Source organism: Streptomyces sp. NPDC053665 (assembly GCF_055585285.1).
This window is the reverse complement of sequence record NZ_JBVJKK010000005.1, coordinates 284,079-298,762: the sequence shown is the minus strand read 5'-3', so window position 1 is coordinate 298,762 and position 14,684 is coordinate 284,079. Positions and strand designations below refer to the sequence as shown.

14 protein-coding genes are annotated in these 14,684 nt (G+C 74.2%); 4 read left to right on the top strand and 10 right to left on the bottom strand.

Features of this window, described 5'->3' with window-relative positions:
- Nucleotides 1-97: 97 nt before the first annotated feature.
- Complete coding sequence (locus tag ACZ6ZN_RS21440; RefSeq protein ID WP_398109120.1) at nucleotides 98-640, bottom strand: bacterial proteasome activator family protein; 543 nt, start codon at nucleotides 638-640, stop codon at nucleotides 98-100.
- A gap of 220 nt (nucleotides 641-860) precedes the next feature.
- Here ACZ6ZN_RS21440 and ACZ6ZN_RS21435 point away from each other — a divergent pair, with 220 nt between their 5' ends.
- Nucleotides 861-1,355, top strand: coding sequence for a hypothetical protein (locus tag ACZ6ZN_RS21435; protein WP_469648455.1), 495 nt, complete (start codon nucleotides 861-863; stop codon nucleotides 1,353-1,355).
- A 62-nt stretch (nucleotides 1,356-1,417) separates the two neighbouring features.
- Here the strand turns inward: ACZ6ZN_RS21435 and ACZ6ZN_RS21430 are convergent, their stop codons facing one another.
- Nucleotides 1,418-2,398: an NAD(P)H-quinone oxidoreductase gene (locus ACZ6ZN_RS21430; RefSeq protein WP_469648451.1), complete on the bottom strand. Its 981-nt coding sequence runs from the start codon at nucleotides 2,396-2,398 to the stop codon at nucleotides 1,418-1,420.
- A gap of 190 nt (nucleotides 2,399-2,588) precedes the next feature.
- Between ACZ6ZN_RS21430 and ACZ6ZN_RS21425 the strand changes: the two genes are divergently transcribed.
- Together ACZ6ZN_RS21425 and ACZ6ZN_RS21420 are read left to right on the top strand one after the other, a co-directional pair.
- A complete protein-coding gene (locus ACZ6ZN_RS21425) occupies nucleotides 2,589-3,605 on the top strand; it encodes an ATP-binding cassette domain-containing protein (protein ID WP_469648448.1) in 1,017 nt (338 codons plus the stop codon).
- Nucleotides 3,602-4,450 carry an ABC transporter permease gene (locus ACZ6ZN_RS21420; RefSeq protein ID WP_469648445.1) on the top strand — a complete coding sequence of 283 codons (849 nt, stop codon included), beginning with the start codon at nucleotides 3,602-3,604 and terminating at the stop codon, nucleotides 4,448-4,450. The genes ACZ6ZN_RS21425 and ACZ6ZN_RS21420 overlap by 4 nt, the downstream gene beginning before the upstream one ends.
- Nucleotides 4,451-4,538: 88 nt before the next feature.
- Here the strand turns inward: ACZ6ZN_RS21420 and ACZ6ZN_RS21415 are convergent, their stop codons facing one another.
- The 6 genes from ACZ6ZN_RS21415 to pdhA form a co-directional block, all read right to left on the bottom strand.
- Entirely contained in the window at nucleotides 4,539-5,657 is a 1,119-nt protein-coding gene (locus ACZ6ZN_RS21415) for a potassium channel family protein (protein WP_398109125.1), read from the bottom strand.
- Entirely contained in the window at nucleotides 5,654-7,072 is a 1,419-nt protein-coding gene (locus tag ACZ6ZN_RS21410) for a molybdopterin molybdotransferase MoeA (protein WP_469648442.1), read from the bottom strand. The genes ACZ6ZN_RS21415 and ACZ6ZN_RS21410 overlap by 4 nt, the downstream gene beginning before the upstream one ends.
- Nucleotides 7,069-8,079, bottom strand: a complete 1,011-nt coding sequence (locus ACZ6ZN_RS21405) for an NTP transferase domain-containing protein (RefSeq protein WP_469648439.1) — start codon at nucleotides 8,077-8,079, stop codon at nucleotides 7,069-7,071. Before ACZ6ZN_RS21405 ends, ACZ6ZN_RS21410 begins: the two co-directional genes overlap by 4 nt.
- An 85-nt stretch (nucleotides 8,080-8,164) precedes the next feature.
- Nucleotides 8,165-9,646, bottom strand: a complete 1,482-nt coding sequence (locus ACZ6ZN_RS21400) for a dihydrolipoamide acetyltransferase family protein (protein WP_469648437.1) — start codon at nucleotides 9,644-9,646, stop codon at nucleotides 8,165-8,167.
- Nucleotides 9,646-10,650, bottom strand: coding sequence for an alpha-ketoacid dehydrogenase subunit beta (locus tag ACZ6ZN_RS21395; RefSeq protein ID WP_469648434.1), 1,005 nt, complete (start codon nucleotides 10,648-10,650; stop codon nucleotides 9,646-9,648). Before ACZ6ZN_RS21395 ends, ACZ6ZN_RS21400 begins: the two co-directional genes overlap by 1 nt.
- A complete protein-coding gene (gene pdhA / locus ACZ6ZN_RS21390; protein WP_451875925.1) occupies nucleotides 10,647-11,792 on the bottom strand; it encodes a pyruvate dehydrogenase (acetyl-transferring) E1 component subunit alpha in 1,146 nt (381 codons plus the stop codon). Before pdhA ends, ACZ6ZN_RS21395 begins: the two co-directional genes overlap by 4 nt.
- Nucleotides 11,793-11,980: 188 nt before the next feature.
- On the opposite strand from pdhA, the gene ACZ6ZN_RS21385 reads away from it, so the two are divergent.
- Nucleotides 11,981-12,463 (top strand): Lrp/AsnC family transcriptional regulator, encoded by a 483-nt coding sequence (locus ACZ6ZN_RS21385; RefSeq protein WP_398109351.1) that lies wholly within the window; start codon nucleotides 11,981-11,983, stop codon nucleotides 12,461-12,463.
- 59 nt (nucleotides 12,464-12,522) lie between these two features.
- Here the strand turns inward: ACZ6ZN_RS21385 and ACZ6ZN_RS21380 are convergent, their stop codons facing one another.
- On the bottom strand, nucleotides 12,523-13,113 hold the full coding sequence (locus ACZ6ZN_RS21380) for a TetR/AcrR family transcriptional regulator (RefSeq protein WP_398109131.1): 591 nt from the start codon (nucleotides 13,111-13,113) through the stop codon (nucleotides 12,523-12,525).
- Complete coding sequence (locus ACZ6ZN_RS21375) at nucleotides 13,110-14,627, bottom strand: 3-hydroxyacyl-CoA dehydrogenase (RefSeq protein WP_469648429.1); 1,518 nt, start codon at nucleotides 14,625-14,627, stop codon at nucleotides 13,110-13,112. Before ACZ6ZN_RS21375 ends, ACZ6ZN_RS21380 begins: the two co-directional genes overlap by 4 nt.
- Nucleotides 14,628-14,684: the final 57 nt, after the last annotated feature.

Sequence of the window (14,684 nt, the reverse complement as noted above, 5' to 3'; positions counted from 1 at the left end):
CGGGCCCGGACGCCCGGGACCCTGGCGCCCCGGACATGAGGAAGGGCCCGGCGGCCGCGGCCGCCGGGCCCGTGTCGGGTACGGGCTGTGCCGCCGTCTACAGGTACGGGCCGCCGGAACGGCCTCCCGGGTGCTGCTCGTCGAGCCCTTCGTGACCGACGCCCGGCGGGAGGGCGCGGCGCATCTGCTCCAACTGGGCACGGGCCGCCATCTGCTGGGCGAACAGCGTCGTCTGGATCCCGTGGAACAGCCCCTCCAGCCAGCCCACCAGCTGGGCCTGCGCGATGCGCAGTTCCGCGTCGCTGGGCGTGGCCTCGTCCGTGAACGGCAGGGAGAGCCGCTCGAGCTCCTCCACCAGTTCGGGCGCCAGGCCGTCCTCCAGCTCCTTGACCGAGCTGGCGTGGATCTCCTTGAGCCGGACCCGGCTGGCCTCGTCCAGGGGAGCCACGCGCACTTCCTCGAGCAGCTGCTTGATCATGCTGCCGATGCGCATGACCTTCGCCGGCTGCTCGACCTGCTCCGTGACCGGGGTCTCGCGGGAGTCCTCGTCTCCGCCGCCGCCGCTGAGCGCCATGCCGTCCTGGCCCACGACCAGGATCTGCGGGTTCTCCGGCGACCTTTCGTTCCTCGGCATCTCCATGCCGCCATTGTCTCGTACGCCTGCGCCCCGCCCTCGGGGTGCCCCCGCGGGTCTCCCCGCCGTCGTCGTGACGGGTCGGGACACCCGGGCCGGGCGCCGGTTCCGCCCGTCGGCCGAACCCGGAGTGCCCGGCGCCGCGTGCGGTGTGAGGCTGAGTGCCCGGACACGACCCGACATGCCGTTCTGCCCCACCGGGGCACGGCGGGAGGGAGTCACCCCCGTGGCTCCATGGCTACACGCCCTGCGGGCGGCGGCACTGGCACTGGCCCTGGGAACGGGCGCGGCCGTCGCACCGTACGGGGCCGCCCCGTCCCACGCCGCCGTCCTCGCCCCCGGCGTCCTCTCCCCCGGCTTCCCCACCGACGACGAGGACCCCGTGGCGGCCGCCCCCGGTCTCTCGCCGGTCCCCTCCGGCCCGGGTGAGCCCTCGCGGGCGGGCAGCCGGGCCGGCCAGGGACGGGAGCGCCCGGGACGCCCCGCGGCCGCCTCGGAGGAGCCGGGCGTCACCGACGCCACCGCCCTGCCCGCGACGCCCCCGGAACCCGTCCCCGAGCCGCCCGAGCCGACGGTCGAGGACGAGCCCGTGCGCCGGGCCGCCACCGCAGAGAGCCCCACCGCACCGGTCCTGCGCATCCTGCCGCTGGGCAGCGGCCTGGTGCTGATCGGACTGGGCCTGGGCCTGGCGTTCCTCGGGCTGAGGCTGCGACGGGGGTAGCGGCCGCGATGAGCGGCGCCCAGCTCGGCCCGGGGCATCCCGGACCGGCCCGGCGGTCCGCCCTACGGCGCGATCAGCAGCACCTTGCCGATGTGGCCGCTCTCCTCGACCACCCGGTGGGCCGTCGCCGCGTCCGGCATCGGGATCTCGCGGTCGACGACCGGGCGTACCCGGCCCTCCGCGAGCAGGGGCCAGACGTGCTCGCGCACGGCCGCGACGATGGCCGCCTTCTCCTCCCGCGGCCTGGCGCGCAGGGACGTCGCGCTGACGGCGGCGCGCTTGGCGAGCAGCGCGCCGATGTTCAGCTCGCCCTTCGCCCCGCCCTGCATGCCGATGATCGCGAGCCGGCCGTTGACCGCCAGGGCCCGGATGTTGCGGTCCAGGTACTTCGCGCCCATGTTGTCCAGGATGACGTCGGCCCCGGCCCCGTCGGTGGCCTTCCTGACCTCCTCGACGAAGTCCTGCTCGCGGTAGTTGACCAGGATGTCGGCGCCCAGCTCGGCGCACCGCTCCAGCTTCTCCTTCGTCCCGGCCGTGACCGCCACGCGCGCGCCGACGGCCTTGCCCAGCTGGATGGCCATGGTGCCGATGCCGCTGGAGCCGCCGTGGACGAGCAGCGTCTCGCCGGGGCGCAGGTGGGCGACCATGAAGACGTTCGACCAGACGGTGCAGACCACCTCGGGCAGCGCCGCGGCCTGCTTCAGGTCCATCGACCCGGGCACCGGCAGCAGCTGCCCGGCCGGGACGGCCACCTTCTCGGCGTAACCACCGCCGGAGAGCAGCGCGCACACCTCGTCACCGACGTTCCAGCCCGAGACGCCCGGGCCGATCGCGGCGATCCGGCCGGAGCACTCCAGGCCCGGGTAGGGGACCGCGCCGGGCGGCGGGTCGTAGAAGCCCTGCCGCTGCAGGATGTCGGCCCGGTTGACGGCCCCGGCCGCCACCTCGACCAGGACCTCGCCCTCGCCGGGCACGGGGTCGGGGACCTCGTCCCAGACCAGCGCCTCGGGCCCACCAGGTTCGGGAATCGTGATCGCATGCATGAAGGGGACCGTACCCCCCGGCCCCGGGACCGAGTCCGATCCCTTCGCGGACGGCCCGGCTCGCCCCCGGGAAGAGGCCGGTTCGCTCCCCGGGCGGGCCGCGGCGGAAATCCATGTGCGCGACCGATGAGTTTGAGCGACGGTAAAGGTCTCCCCATGCGTAGCCCACGTACTCGGAAGGACCCGAAGCATGAGCACGCAGACGTCCGGCCTGGCGATCGAGACCGCGGGCCTGGTGAAGACGTTCGGCGAGACCCGGGCCGTCGACGGGGTGGACCTGTCCGTGCCGGCGGGCACGGTCTACGGCGTCCTCGGCCCGAACGGCGCCGGCAAGACCACCACCGTGAAGATGCTCGCCACCCTGCTGCGTCCGGACGGCGGTCAGGCCCATGTCTTCGGTCACGACATCGTCCGCGAGGCGGACGAGGTGCGCGGCCGGGTCAGTCTCACCGGCCAGTACGCCTCCGTCGACGAGGACCTCACCGGCACGGAGAACCTGGTCCTGCTGGGCCGGCTCCTCGGTCACCACAAGCGGGCCGCCCGGGACCGCGCGGCGCAGCTCCTGGAGGCCTTCGGGCTGACGGACGCCGCCGCCAAGCAGGTCAAGCACTACTCGGGCGGCATGCGGCGGCGCATCGACATCGCCGCGTCCATCCTCAACACCCCCGACCTGCTCTTCCTGGACGAGCCGACGACCGGCCTGGACCCGCGCAGCCGCAACCAGGTGTGGGACATCGTGCGGGCGGTGGTCGCCCAGGGCACCACCGTGCTGCTGACCACGCAGTACCTGGACGAGGCGGACCAGCTGGCGTCCCGGATCGCCGTCATCGACCGCGGGCGGGTGATCGCCGAGGGCACCAAGGGCGAGCTGAAGTCGTCCGTCGGCGCCGGGTCGGTCCATCTGCGGCTACGGGATCCGGACCAGCGGGAGCTCGCGGCCGAGCTGCTGCGCCGTACCCTCGGCGCCCAGGTCCAGCCGGAGCCCGACCCGGTGGCCCTGACCGCCCGGCTCGCCGCGGCGAGCGACGACTCGGCGGCCGAGCACGCCTCGCGCGCGCTGGGCGAACTGGCCCGCGCCGGGGTCACCGTCGACAACTTCTCCCTGGGCCAGCCCAGCCTGGACGAGGTGTTCCTCGCCCTGACCGGGCACGACACGCACGACTCCGCCGACCACTCCGACGACCCGAAGGACGAGGTGGCGGCATGAGCACCGCGACGACCACCGACAGCGAAAAACTCGCCCCGGTCAGCGCCGAGTCGCTCGCCGCGCTGCTCATCTCCAAGGAGCGGCCGCCGCGCCCCAGCGCGTGGTCGGCCTCGATGACCTTCGGCTGGCGGGCCATCCTCAAGATCAAGCACGTGCCGGAGCAGCTCTTCGACGTCACGGCGTTCCCGATCATGATGGTGCTGATGTACACGTACCTGTTCGGCGGGGCGCTGGCCGGCTCGCCGAAGGAGTACATCCAGTTCCTGCTGCCGGGCATCCTCGTGATGTCGGTCGTGATGATCACGATGTACACGGGCGTCTCGGTCAACACCGACATCGAGAAGGGCGTCTTCGACCGGTTCCGCAGCCTGCCGATCTGGCGGCCCTCGACCATGGTCGGCTATCTGCTCGGTGACGCCCTGCGGTACACGATCGCCTCGGTCGTGATGCTCACCGTGGGCATGATCCTCGGCTACCGGCCGGAGGGCGGTCCGGCGGGCGTGCTCGCGGGGATCGCCCTGCTGGTGCTGTTCTCGTTCGCGTTCTCGTGGATCTGGACGATGTTCGGGCTGATGCTGCGCACCGAGAAGTCGGTGATGGGCGTCAGCATGATGGTGATCTTCCCGCTGACGTTCCTGTCCAACGTGTTCGTCGACCCGAAGACCATGCCGGGCTGGCTGCAGGCCTTCGTGAACAACAGCCCCATCACGCATCTGGCGTCGGCGGTGCGCGGTCTGATGGGCGGCGACTGGCCGGCCGACGAGGTGGCCTGGTCGCTGGGCTGGGCCGGGCTGTTCGTCCTGGTCTTCGGGCCGGTCACGATGCGGCTGTACAACCGCAAGTAGCCCCGCGGGCCTCGGCCGGCCGTCACGCACACCCGGTGCGGGACGGCCGGCCCTTTCGTGTCCCGGCCCTGGGCGCCTCTGCCCGCGGCTACTTGTTGCGGGGCATCGGGGGCAGGGGCGGCATCGGGCGGACGTCCGGCGCGACCTGCGTGCCGGGGGTCTTGCGCACGATGGTGATGAGCCGGTCGGTCAGCTCCAGCCGGCCGACGGCCGGGTCGTCGTAGCCGAGCACCCGGTGACCGCGTATGACGCTGACCACCAGGTCGTCGATCTCCCGGGGTGTCCTGCCCACCTCGGCCTTCACGACCGGCCGCTCCACGATGTCCAGGCCGCTGCCCTGCTGGATGAGGTCCTCCATCACCATGCCGGCCGACGGGCTGAGCACGGACAGGCCGAGCAGCCGGCCCGCGGCGCTGGCACTGGTGATGACGGCGTCGGCGCCGGACTGCTTGAGCAGCGGGGCGTTCTCCTCCTCGCGGACCGCGGCGACGATGTTCGCCCCGCGGTTGAGCTGCCGCGCGGTGAGCGTCACCAGGACCGCGGTGTCGTCGCGCTGGGTGGCGATGATGATCTGGCGCGCCTTGTGGACCTCGGCCCGCTTGAGGACCTCGCTGCGGGTGGCGTCACCGACGATGCCGGCGTATCCCTCGGCGGTCGCGGCGTCGATCACCTTGGAGCTGGGGTCGACGACGACCACCTGCTCCTTCTTCAGCCCCGTCGCGCAGACGGTCCGGATCGCCGAGCGGCCCTTGGTGCCGAAGCCGACGACGACGGTGTGATCGCGCAAGGTGGACCTCCAGCGGGTCAGTCGCCACTCCTCCCGGGTGCGTTCGGTGAGGGCTTCCAGGGTCGTACCGACCAGGATGATCAGGAACAGCACGCGCAGCGGCGTGATGACGAGGATGTTCGTCAGCCGGGCGCTCTCGCTGGCCGGGGTGATGTCACCGTACCCGGTGGTGGAGAGGGTGACGGTCGCGTAGTAGAAGGCGTCGAGGAGGGTGAGGCCGCCGCCCGCGTTGTCGTTGTAGCCGTCCCGGTCGGCGTAGACGATCAGCGCGGTCAGGACGAGGACCACCAGGGCCATCGAGAGCCGCTTGGCGACCTGGCGGATCGGGTGCTCCACGACCTGCCGCGGGAGTTTCACCCGGTGGGTCACCAGGTGCTCGTCGGCCTGGCGGGCGATGGCGTCCTGGCCCGGAAGTTTCACGTGAAACACACCCCGATCCCGGCGGACGCCCAGGGCATGTCGAGCAGTTCCGCCTCCTGTCCCGGGCCGGCGCCACCCGGCGGCACAACGGCCAGTGCGTCGGCCGCGGCGATGCCGCGCAGCATGGCGGGCCCGTTGTAGTGCAGCGGCATCGCCCGGTCGCCGCGCAGGACCACGGGCACGAGCCGGGTGTCGTGGGGGTGCCCCTGCACGGCGTCCCCCAGCGGCAGCGTGTACGGCTCGGGGGCGGGTCGGGCGGAGAGGATCCGCAGCAGCGGCTCCGCGAGCGTCAGCAGCCCCGAGACGGCGGCGAGCGGGTTGCCCGGCAGGCCGACCAGGTGCCGTGTCTCGCCGATGCGGGCCAGGAGCATGGGGTGCCCGGGCCGGACCTGGACGCCGTCCACCAGGAGGTCGGCACCGATGCGCTCCAGGACCGGGTGGACGTGGTCGACCGGGCCCGCGGCCGTGCCGCCGGTGGTCACGACGACGTCGGCGCCCGAGGCGGTGATCGCCTCGTGCAGCGCGTCGATGTCGTCGCGCACGCGCCGGACGGCGGTGACCTCGGCCCCGAGCGCCCGCAGCCACGGCGGCAGCAGGGGGCCGAGGGCGTCCCGGATGAGGCCGTCGTGGGGCAGCCCTTCGGTGAGCAGTTCGTCGCCGAGGACGAGGACGTCCACGCGGGGGCGGGGCACGGCGGTGACGCTGTCGTACCCGGCCGCCGCGGCCAGTCCGAGGACCGCCGGGGTGACGAGGGTCCCGACGGGCAGCAACTGGTCGCCGGCGCGGCACTCCTGGCCGCGCGGGCGGATGTCCTGGCCGGTGACGACCTCGCGGGTGGCGTGCAGCCGGCCCTTGTCGTCGGTCCGGCCGTGCTCGCTGCGCAGGACGGCCGTGGTGTCCGCCGGGATGCGGGCGCCGGTGGCGATCCGGACCGCCTCGCCGTCGGTGAGCCGGGCGGGCGCGGCGTGCCCGGCGAGGACGCCCTCGTCCCGGACGGCCCACGGGGCGGGACCGGCCACCGCCCAGCCGTCCATTGCCGAGGTGTCGAAGGAGGGCAGGTCGGTGAGGGCGTCGAGCGGGGCGGCCAGGGTGAGGCCCAGGGCACCGTCCAGGGGCACGGAGACAGGCGCGCGCCGGGCGGCCCGGACGGTGGCTCGTGCGGTGCGTTCGGCGCGGGACCGGGCCTCGGACCAGGGCGTGGCGCGGTGGCCGCGCCCGGACCCGGCCGCGGGCGTACGGGCGTCGCCCCCCGCGGTGGGGCCGCCGGGTCCGTGGTCCGGGGCGGGGTGGTGCGCGCCCGAGCCGTGCCCCCGGCCGCCGAGGGTGCTGTCGTTGCTGTTGCGCACGAGTGCGAGCACCTCCTCGACGTCGAGATCCTCGGCGTCCTCGCCGGCGCGGGTGCCCGGCGGGGTCATCCGGCGTCCGGGCGGGTGTCCGGGGTGGCGTCCGGGGCGACGTCGCCGCCGGGCCGCCCGGCGGAGCCGTCCTGGGGGGTTCCGGGGGCGGCGGTGCTCTCCCGTGCCCAGCGCTCGGCGAGGGCTGCGGCCTTGCGGGAGGCCTCGGCGACCGCCTCGGGGCCGCCCCCTGCCTGTGCGGCGGCGTAGCCGACCAGGAAGGTGGTCAGCGGCGCCGCCGGCCGCGCCACCCCGTGGGCGGCGTCGCGGGCGAGGTCGAGCAGTCCGCGGGTGTCGACGTCGAGGTCGAGCCCGAGTTCGTCCTTGACGGCGGAGATCCAGTCATCCAACACGTGCCCATGCTCCCTGATGCGTGCCCTGGCGGTGGCGATGTCGTCCCAGGTGTCGCAGTCGAAGGACGCGACGGGGTCCGGGACCCGGGTGAGATTCAGCTCTGCGACGAGGCGCCGCAGGGGGAGACCGGCGAGCGTGCCGTGCCGTTCCCGCAGCACGGCGAGGGTCTCGCGCAGCCGCGGCGCGCGGTAGGCGGCCACGAGCGGCTGGTCGCGGCCGTCGGGGTCGGTGAGCAGCACGCCGTCGGCGCCGCTCGTGCGCAGCGTGCCGAGCAGCCCGGCGACGGTCTGCGCACCGAGGAACGGCAGATCGGCGGAGAGCACCACGACGTCCTCGGCGGCGGTGTGGCGCAGCCCGGCGTCGAGGGCGGCGACCGGGCCGCCGCCGGGCGGGTCCTCCAGAGCCCAGGTGACGGGCCGTTCGGTGGGTCTCGGCGTGGCGACGACGACGGTCGTGCGGGCGTCCCGGCACGCGGCGAGGACGCGGTCGAGCAGCGCCCGGCCACCCACCCGCACCCCGGGCTTGTCCGCTCCGCCCAGGCGCCGGGCGCCGCCGCCCGCGAGCACGACGGCGTCGTGCGGGGCGGGGTCCGGCCCCTGCTCGTGGCCGTGGCCGGCGCGGGGCGCCGGACCGGTGCCGGCACGGGGCGCGCGGGTGGGCTCGTTGGCGGTCACGCACCGAGTATGCGTGCCCCCGCGATCACACGGAACGCGGGGGAATCGACACGGTCACGGACACCGGCTCACGGGCCGGACGGAATCAGAGCGTCCGCAGCAGCACCGCCGGCTGTTCCACGCAGTCCGCCACGTACCGCAGGAAGCCGCCCGCCACGCCGCCGTCGCACACCCGGTGGTCGAAGGTGAGGGAGAGCTGCACGACCTGACGTACCGCCAGCTCGCCGTCGTGCACCCACGGCTTGGGGACGATGCGGCCGACGCCGAGCATGGCGGCCTCGGGGTGATTGACGATCGGGGTGGAGCCGTCGACACCGAAGACGCCGTAGTTGTTCAGCGTGAAGGTGCCGCCCGTGAGGTCGGCGGGCGTCAGGGTCCCCGCCCGGCCCGCCTCGGTCAGCCGGGCGAACTCCGCCGTCAGCGACTCGGCGTCCCGCGCGTGCGCGTCCCGGACGACCGGGACGACCAGCCCCCGGTCGGTCTGGGCCGCGAAGCCCAGGTGCACGTGGTCGAACCGGACGATCTCCCTGGCCTCCGTGTCGACCGTGGAGTTCAGCTCGGGGAAGCGCGCGAGCGCCGCCGTGCAGATCCGGGCCAGCAGGGCCAGGAGGGAGACCTTCGGTCCGCCGGCCGCGTTCATGGCCGCCCGGGCCCGCATGAGCTCCGTGGCGTCGGCGTCCACCCAGCAGGTCGCGTCCGGGATCTCGCGGCGGCTGCGGGCGAGCTTGTCGGCGACGGCGCCGCGGACGCCCTTGAGGGGCGTGCGGATCTCGCCGGGTGCCGCGGTCGCGGAGGACCGGGGCGCGGAGACGGCCGGGGCCGCGCCGCGCGGTGCGGCGGTGTCGGCCGGTGCCGGCCGCGCCTGCGCCGGCGCGGTGGTCTGCCCGGCCGCGCGCAGGGCGTACTCGACGTCCGCCCGCAGGATCAGCCCGTCGGGCCCGGAGCCGGTCAGCTCCCGCAGGTCCAGGCCGTTCTGCCGGGCCAGGCGGCGCACCAGGGGCGAGATCACCGGGACGGGCCCGTCCTCGACCCGGGCGGCCGCGGGGGCCGAGCCGTGACCGTTCACCGCGAGGGCCGCGCCCTGGCCGGTCATGGCGGGCCCGGCGCTCACGCCGTCCACGGCGCCACCGGCGGCACCGGCGGGCCCGGCGGGTCCGGAGGGCGTGCCGTGCGCCGGGTGGGTCCGGCGCACCCGGCGCCGCCGCGCCGGTGCCTCGGAGGTGCCGTACCCGACCAGGACGTTCCCGGAGCCCTCGGCGCCGGCGGCCGCGGGGGCCTCGGCGGTCCCGGCCGGGGTCCCGCCGTCGCCGGAGGCCGGGCGCTCCCCCACCGCCACCGTGATCAGGGGCGCCCCGACGGGCAGTTCCGTGCCCTCCTCGCCGAAGCGGGCCGTGACCACACCGCCGTAGGGGCAGGGGACCTCGACCATCGCCTTGGCCGTCTCGACCTCCACGACGGGCTGGTCGATCGCGACCACGTCGCCGACCTCGACCAGCCAGCGCACGATCTCCGCCTCGGTCAGTCCCTCACCGAGGTCGGGCAGCTTGAACTCCAGCACCTGTGCCATCAGCTCTCGGCCTCCCACTGCAGACGCGCCACGGCGTCCAGGATCCGGTCCACGCCGGGCAGGTGGTGACGCTCCAGCATGGGCGGCGGGTACGGCAGGTCGAACCCGGCCACGCGCAGCACCGGCGCCTCCAGGTGGTGGAAGCAGCGCTCGCCGATCCGGGACGCGATCTCGCCGCCCGGGCCGCCGTAGGAACCCGCCTCGTGGACGACGACCGCGCGGCCCGTGCGACGCACCGAGGCGCACACCGTCTCGTCGTCGAAGGGCACCAGGGAGCGCAGGTCGACGACCTCCAGGTCCCAGCCCTCGGCGCGGGCCGCCTCGGCGGCCTCCAGGCACACGGGCACGGACGGGCCGTAGGTGACGAGCGTGGCGCTGCGGCCGGGGCGCCGGACCACGGCGCGGCCGATGGGCTCGACCGGGGCGGGCTCCTCGGGGTTCCAGGAGTCCTTCGACCAGTAGAGCCGCTTGGGCTCCATGAAGACGACCGGGTCGTCGGAGGCGATGGACGCGCGCAGCAGCCCGTAGGCGTCGGCGACGGTCGCGGGCGTGACGACGTGGAGCCCCGGGGTCGCCATGTAGTACGCCTCGGAGGAGTCGCTGTGGTGCTCGACGCCGCCGATGCCGCCGCCGTAGGGGACGCGGATGGTGATCGGCAGGGGCATCTTGCCGCGGGTGCGGTTGCGCATCTTCGCCACGTGCGAGACGAGCTGCTCGAACGCCGGGTAGGCGAACGCGTCGAACTGCATCTCCACGACCGGCCGGAGGCCGTACATGGCCATGCCGACGGCCGTGCCGAGGATGCCCGCCTCGGCGAGCGGGGTGTCGGTGCAGCGGTCCTCGCCGAACTCCTTGGCGAGTCCGTCGGTGACCCGGAAGACACCGCCCAGGGTGCCGACGTCCTCGCCCATGACGTGCACGGCGGGGTCGGCGGCCATGGCGTCGCGCAGCGCGCGGGTGAGCGCCTGCGCCATGGTGGCCGGCTTGACGGCGACGGTGGTCATCGGTGCGTGCCCTCCTCCGGCTCGGCCTCGGCCTCCAGCTCGGCCCGCAGCTGCTCGCGCTGCTCCAGCAGCTGCGGCGTGGGCTCGGCGTAGACGTGGTCGAACAGGTCCATCGGGTCGAGGACCGGGTCCTGGTTCATCTGCTCGCGCAGGGCGGCGGCCATGGTCTCGGCGTCCTGGCGGGCGGCCTCGATGCCGGCCTCGTCGAGCAGGCCGCGCCCGGTCAGCTCGCGCTCCAGCAGCCGGATCGGGTCGTGCTCGCGCCATGCCTCGACCTCGGCGTCGCCGCGGTAGCGGGTCGCGTCGTCGGCGTTGGTGTGCGCGTCCATGCGGTAGGTGATCGCCTCCACCAGGACCGGACCGCCGCCCGCGCGGGCGTGGCGCACCGCGTCGGCGAGCACCTCGTGCACGGCGGCGGCGTCGTTGCCGTCGACCAGGCGGCCGGGCATGCCGTAGCCCACGGCCTTGTGGGCCAGCGAGGGGGCCGCGGTCTGCTTGGCGAGCGGGACGGAGATCGCGAAGCCGTTGTTCTGCACGAGGAAGACCACCGGGGCCTGCCAGACGGCGGCGAAGTTCAGCGCCTCGTGGAAGTCGCCCTCGCTGGTGCCGCCGTCGCCGACCATGGCCAGCGCGACCACGTCGTCGCCCTTGAGGCGGGCGGCGTGCGCGAGGCCGACGGCGTGCGGCAGCTGGGTGGCCAGCGGGGTGGACAGGGGGGCGACCCGGTGCTCGTGCGGGTCGTAGCCGGTGTGCCAGTCGCCGCGCAGCAGCGTGAGCGCCTCGGCCGGTGCCACGCCCCGGGCGACCACGGCGAGCGTGTCGCGGTAGCTGGGGAAGAGCCAGTCCTGCTCCTGCAAAACCAGCGCGGCGGCGATCTCGCAGGCCTCCTGGCCGGTGGTGGAGGGGTAGACCGCGAGACGGCCCTGCTTGGTGAGAGCGGTGGCCTGCGCGTTGTAGCGGCGGCCCTTCACCAGCTCCGCGTAGAGCCTGCGCAGCAGCTCCGGGTCGGCCTTCGCGGCCGCCTCGGTGCCGAGGACGCGGTAGGGCTCCGCGTCCGGCAGCAGCGGCGCGGGATCCGTGCGGGGCTGCCAGGCGGGCGGCGGGGTCGGCCGGTACGCGCCCCGCTGCTCCATGACCGTCATGACGGCACCTCCTCGTGGGAGCGGCTAGGAGGCACGTCGCCTGTGACGCGCCTCACCTACCGATTGTTCGGTCGCCGGCACATTTTGGCTACGGGTGGCCTCAGGCTGTGGACAAACGGTTCTCCACAACCTGAGATGGACGCAGTACGTCCATCACCGGGAGGCGGGCGCAGGTGGCACCTGAACAAATGGCCGACGGCCGGGACGACGGCCAGGCTCCTGCGCCCCGGCCGCTGGACGCCATAGACCAGGACATCCTGCGCATGCTCCAGGCGGACGGCCGCGCCTCGATACGGTCGGTCGCCGAGCGCGTCCACGTCTCGCGGGCCAACGCCTACGCCCGGATCAACCGGCTCGTCGAGGACGGCGTGATCCGCGGTTTCGGCGCCCGCGTCCACCACGAACGGGCAGGTCAGGGGACGTCCGCGTACGTCACCTTGAAGATCGTGCAGAACTCCTGGCGCACGGTCCGCGAGCAGCTCCGGCAACTGCCCGGCGCCTCCCACATCGCCCTGGTGGGCGGGGACTTCGACGTGCTGCTGCTGGTGCACGTGTCGGACAACCGCGCGCTGCGCGAGCTGGTGCTGACCCGCCTCCAGGCGATCCCTGAGGTGCTGAGCTCGCGCACGCTGCTGGTCTTCGAGGAGGAGGACCTGGAGCCGCAGGGCTGACCCGGTCCGTGTGGTGGCCCGCTGATCAGCACTGCGCCGTGGGAGGGCTCCGGCGCGGTTCAGCCGCTCCTGCGGAGCCCGCCGAACGCCAGCTGCACCACCGCGTCGGCCACCTCGCGCTCGCCCATGCCGCGGCCGTCCGGCCGGTACCACTCCACTATGGAGTTGATCATCCCGAAGACCAGCCGGGTCACCAGCCGGACCTCCACGTCCTCGCGCACGTCCCCGTCCGCCGCGGCGGCCTTGAGCAGGTCGGCGACCCGGTGGTCGAAGTCCCGGCGCCGCTCCAGGGCCCACCGCTCGGTGTCGGTGTTGCCGCGCACGCGCAGCAGCAGCGTCACGTACGGCAGTTCGGCCATGAGCACCTCGACCATGCGCCGCACGACGTGCTCCAGCCGCTCGACGGCCCTGCCCACGCGCGCGTGCTCCTCGTCGAGGATGCCGAACAGGCCGTCGAGGGCGCGGCTGACGGCCCGGCGCAGCAGCTCCTCCTTGCCGGTGACGTGGTGATAGATCGACGACTTGGAGATGCCGGCCGCCTTGGACAGGTGCTCCATGGAGGTGCCGTCGTAGCCGCGCTCGTTGAACACCTGGACGGCGACGGACAGCAGGGTGTCCGGCGTGTACGTGTCGCGCCTGGCCGTGGTCATGAGGCAGGGCCCTCCCGCTTGTCGGAGGCGTGGGCGTGGCGGTACAGCGCGAGGGACGGCGCGTACCGCCCCGAGGGGTCGCGCAGGTGCAGGTCGTCCAGGAGTGCGTAGGCCCAGAAGCGGCCGAGCCGGCGGCTCCACTCGAAGGGGCCCAGGGGGTAGTTCACACCGAGACGCATCGCGGTGTCGACGTCCTCCTCGGTGGCGACGCCCTTGGCCACGGCGTCGTGGGCGAGGTCGATGATCCGCGCGACCGTGCGGGCGACGATCATGCCGGGCACGTCCCCGATGACGCTGACCTTCTTGCCGAGCGCCTGGAACAGCCCGACGGCCTCCGCGAGGGTGCGCGGCGAGGTGTCCTGGGAGGCGGACAGGGCGATGCGGGTCGCCTTGCGGTAGTCCAGGGCGAGGTCGAAGTAGACGACGTCGCGGAACTCCACCGAGGTCTGCCCGTCGGCGAGGACCAGCTGGCCCCCGCTCGGCAGCACCAGCCGGGAGCCGTTGTCCTCGTCCTCCTCGCGCACCTCGACGCCCGCCTCGCGGATCATCGCGAGCAGCTCGGCGGCCGGCCCCAGGTCGCCCTCGGCGACGACGTACGCCGGCGGCTGCCGGTGGTCCGCCGTGTCCGGCTCGGGACGCTCGGCGCCGTCCCCGTGGTCGTACCAGCCGTGACCGCTCTTGCGTCCCAGCCGGCCGGACTCGACCAGCCGCCGCTGGGCCAGGGACGGGGTGAAGCGCACGTCCTGGAAGAAGGACTCCCACACCGAGCACGTGACCGACTCGTTGACGTCCTGGCCGATCAGGTCCGTCAGCTCGAAGGCGCCCATGCGGAATCCGCCGGACTCGCGCAGCACCGCGTCGATGGTGGCCGGGTCGGCGCCCTGCGCCTCGTACACCGCGAAGGCCTCGGCGTAGAACGGCCGGGCGATGCGGTTGACGATGAATCCCGGGGTGTCCGCGCAGGCGACCGGCGTCTTGCCCCAGGCGCGTGCGGTCTCGTACGCGCGCGTGGCCGAGGTGACGTCGGTGGCGAAGCCGGAGACGACCTCGACCAGCGGCAGCAGGGGCGCGGGGTTGAAGAAGTGCAGTCCCACGAACCGGCCCGGGACGCGCAGGGCGCCGCCGATGGCGGTGACGGACAGGGACGAGGTGTTGGTGGCGAGCAGGCAGTCGTCGCCGACGACGTCCTCCAGCTCGCGGAACAGCGCCTGCTTGACGTCCAGCCGCTCCACGACCGCCTCGACGACCAGGGCGCAGCCGGCCAGCTCGGCGAGTGTCTCGGCGGGCCGGAGCCGCGCCCGGGCGGCGTCCCGGTCGCCGGCCGGCAGGCGTTCCTTCTCGACGAGGCGGTCCAGCCGGGCGCCGATGGCGTCGGCCGCCTGCCGCGCCCGCCCCGGCAGGGCGTCGTACAGCCGCACCGGATGGCCTGCCATCAGCGCGACCTGGGCGATCCCCTGGCCCATGGTGCCGGTGCCGACGACCGCCACGGGGCTGCTGAGGTCGAGTGCTGTCATGTGCGCGATCCTCCCGCACGGGGTTTTCCACAGATGCGGCGGACCCCCTTGAACCGA

What these genes read in the sequence shown, in the direction of transcription:
- ACZ6ZN_RS21400 (WP_469648437.1), bottom strand. Translation starts at nt 9,646, where the DNA reads ATGGCACAGGTGCTGGAGTTCAAGCTGCCCGACCTCGGTGAGGGACTG.
- ACZ6ZN_RS21410 (WP_469648442.1), bottom strand. Translation starts at nt 7,072, where the DNA reads ATGACCCCGCCGGGCACCCGCGCCGGCGAGGACGCCGAGGATCTCGAC.
- ACZ6ZN_RS21420 (WP_469648445.1), top strand. Translation starts at nt 3,602, where the DNA reads ATGAGCACCGCGACGACCACCGACAGCGAAAAACTCGCCCCGGTCAGC.
- ACZ6ZN_RS21385 (WP_398109351.1), top strand. Translation starts at nt 11,981, where the DNA reads ATGGCCGACGGCCGGGACGACGGCCAGGCTCCTGCGCCCCGGCCGCTG.
- ACZ6ZN_RS21380 (WP_398109131.1), bottom strand. Translation starts at nt 13,113, where the DNA reads ATGACCACGGCCAGGCGCGACACGTACACGCCGGACACCCTGCTGTCC.
- ACZ6ZN_RS21440 (WP_398109120.1), bottom strand. Translation starts at nt 640, where the DNA reads ATGGAGATGCCGAGGAACGAAAGGTCGCCGGAGAACCCGCAGATCCTG.
- ACZ6ZN_RS21425 (WP_469648448.1), top strand. Translation starts at nt 2,589, where the DNA reads ATGAGCACGCAGACGTCCGGCCTGGCGATCGAGACCGCGGGCCTGGTG.
- ACZ6ZN_RS21375 (WP_469648429.1), bottom strand. Translation starts at nt 14,627, where the DNA reads ATGACAGCACTCGACCTCAGCAGCCCCGTGGCGGTCGTCGGCACCGGC.
- ACZ6ZN_RS21395 (WP_469648434.1), bottom strand. Translation starts at nt 10,650, where the DNA reads ATGACCACCGTCGCCGTCAAGCCGGCCACCATGGCGCAGGCGCTCACC.
- ACZ6ZN_RS21430 (WP_469648451.1), bottom strand. Translation starts at nt 2,398, where the DNA reads ATGCATGCGATCACGATTCCCGAACCTGGTGGGCCCGAGGCGCTGGTC.
- pdhA (WP_451875925.1), bottom strand. Translation starts at nt 11,792, where the DNA reads ATGACGGTCATGGAGCAGCGGGGCGCGTACCGGCCGACCCCGCCGCCC.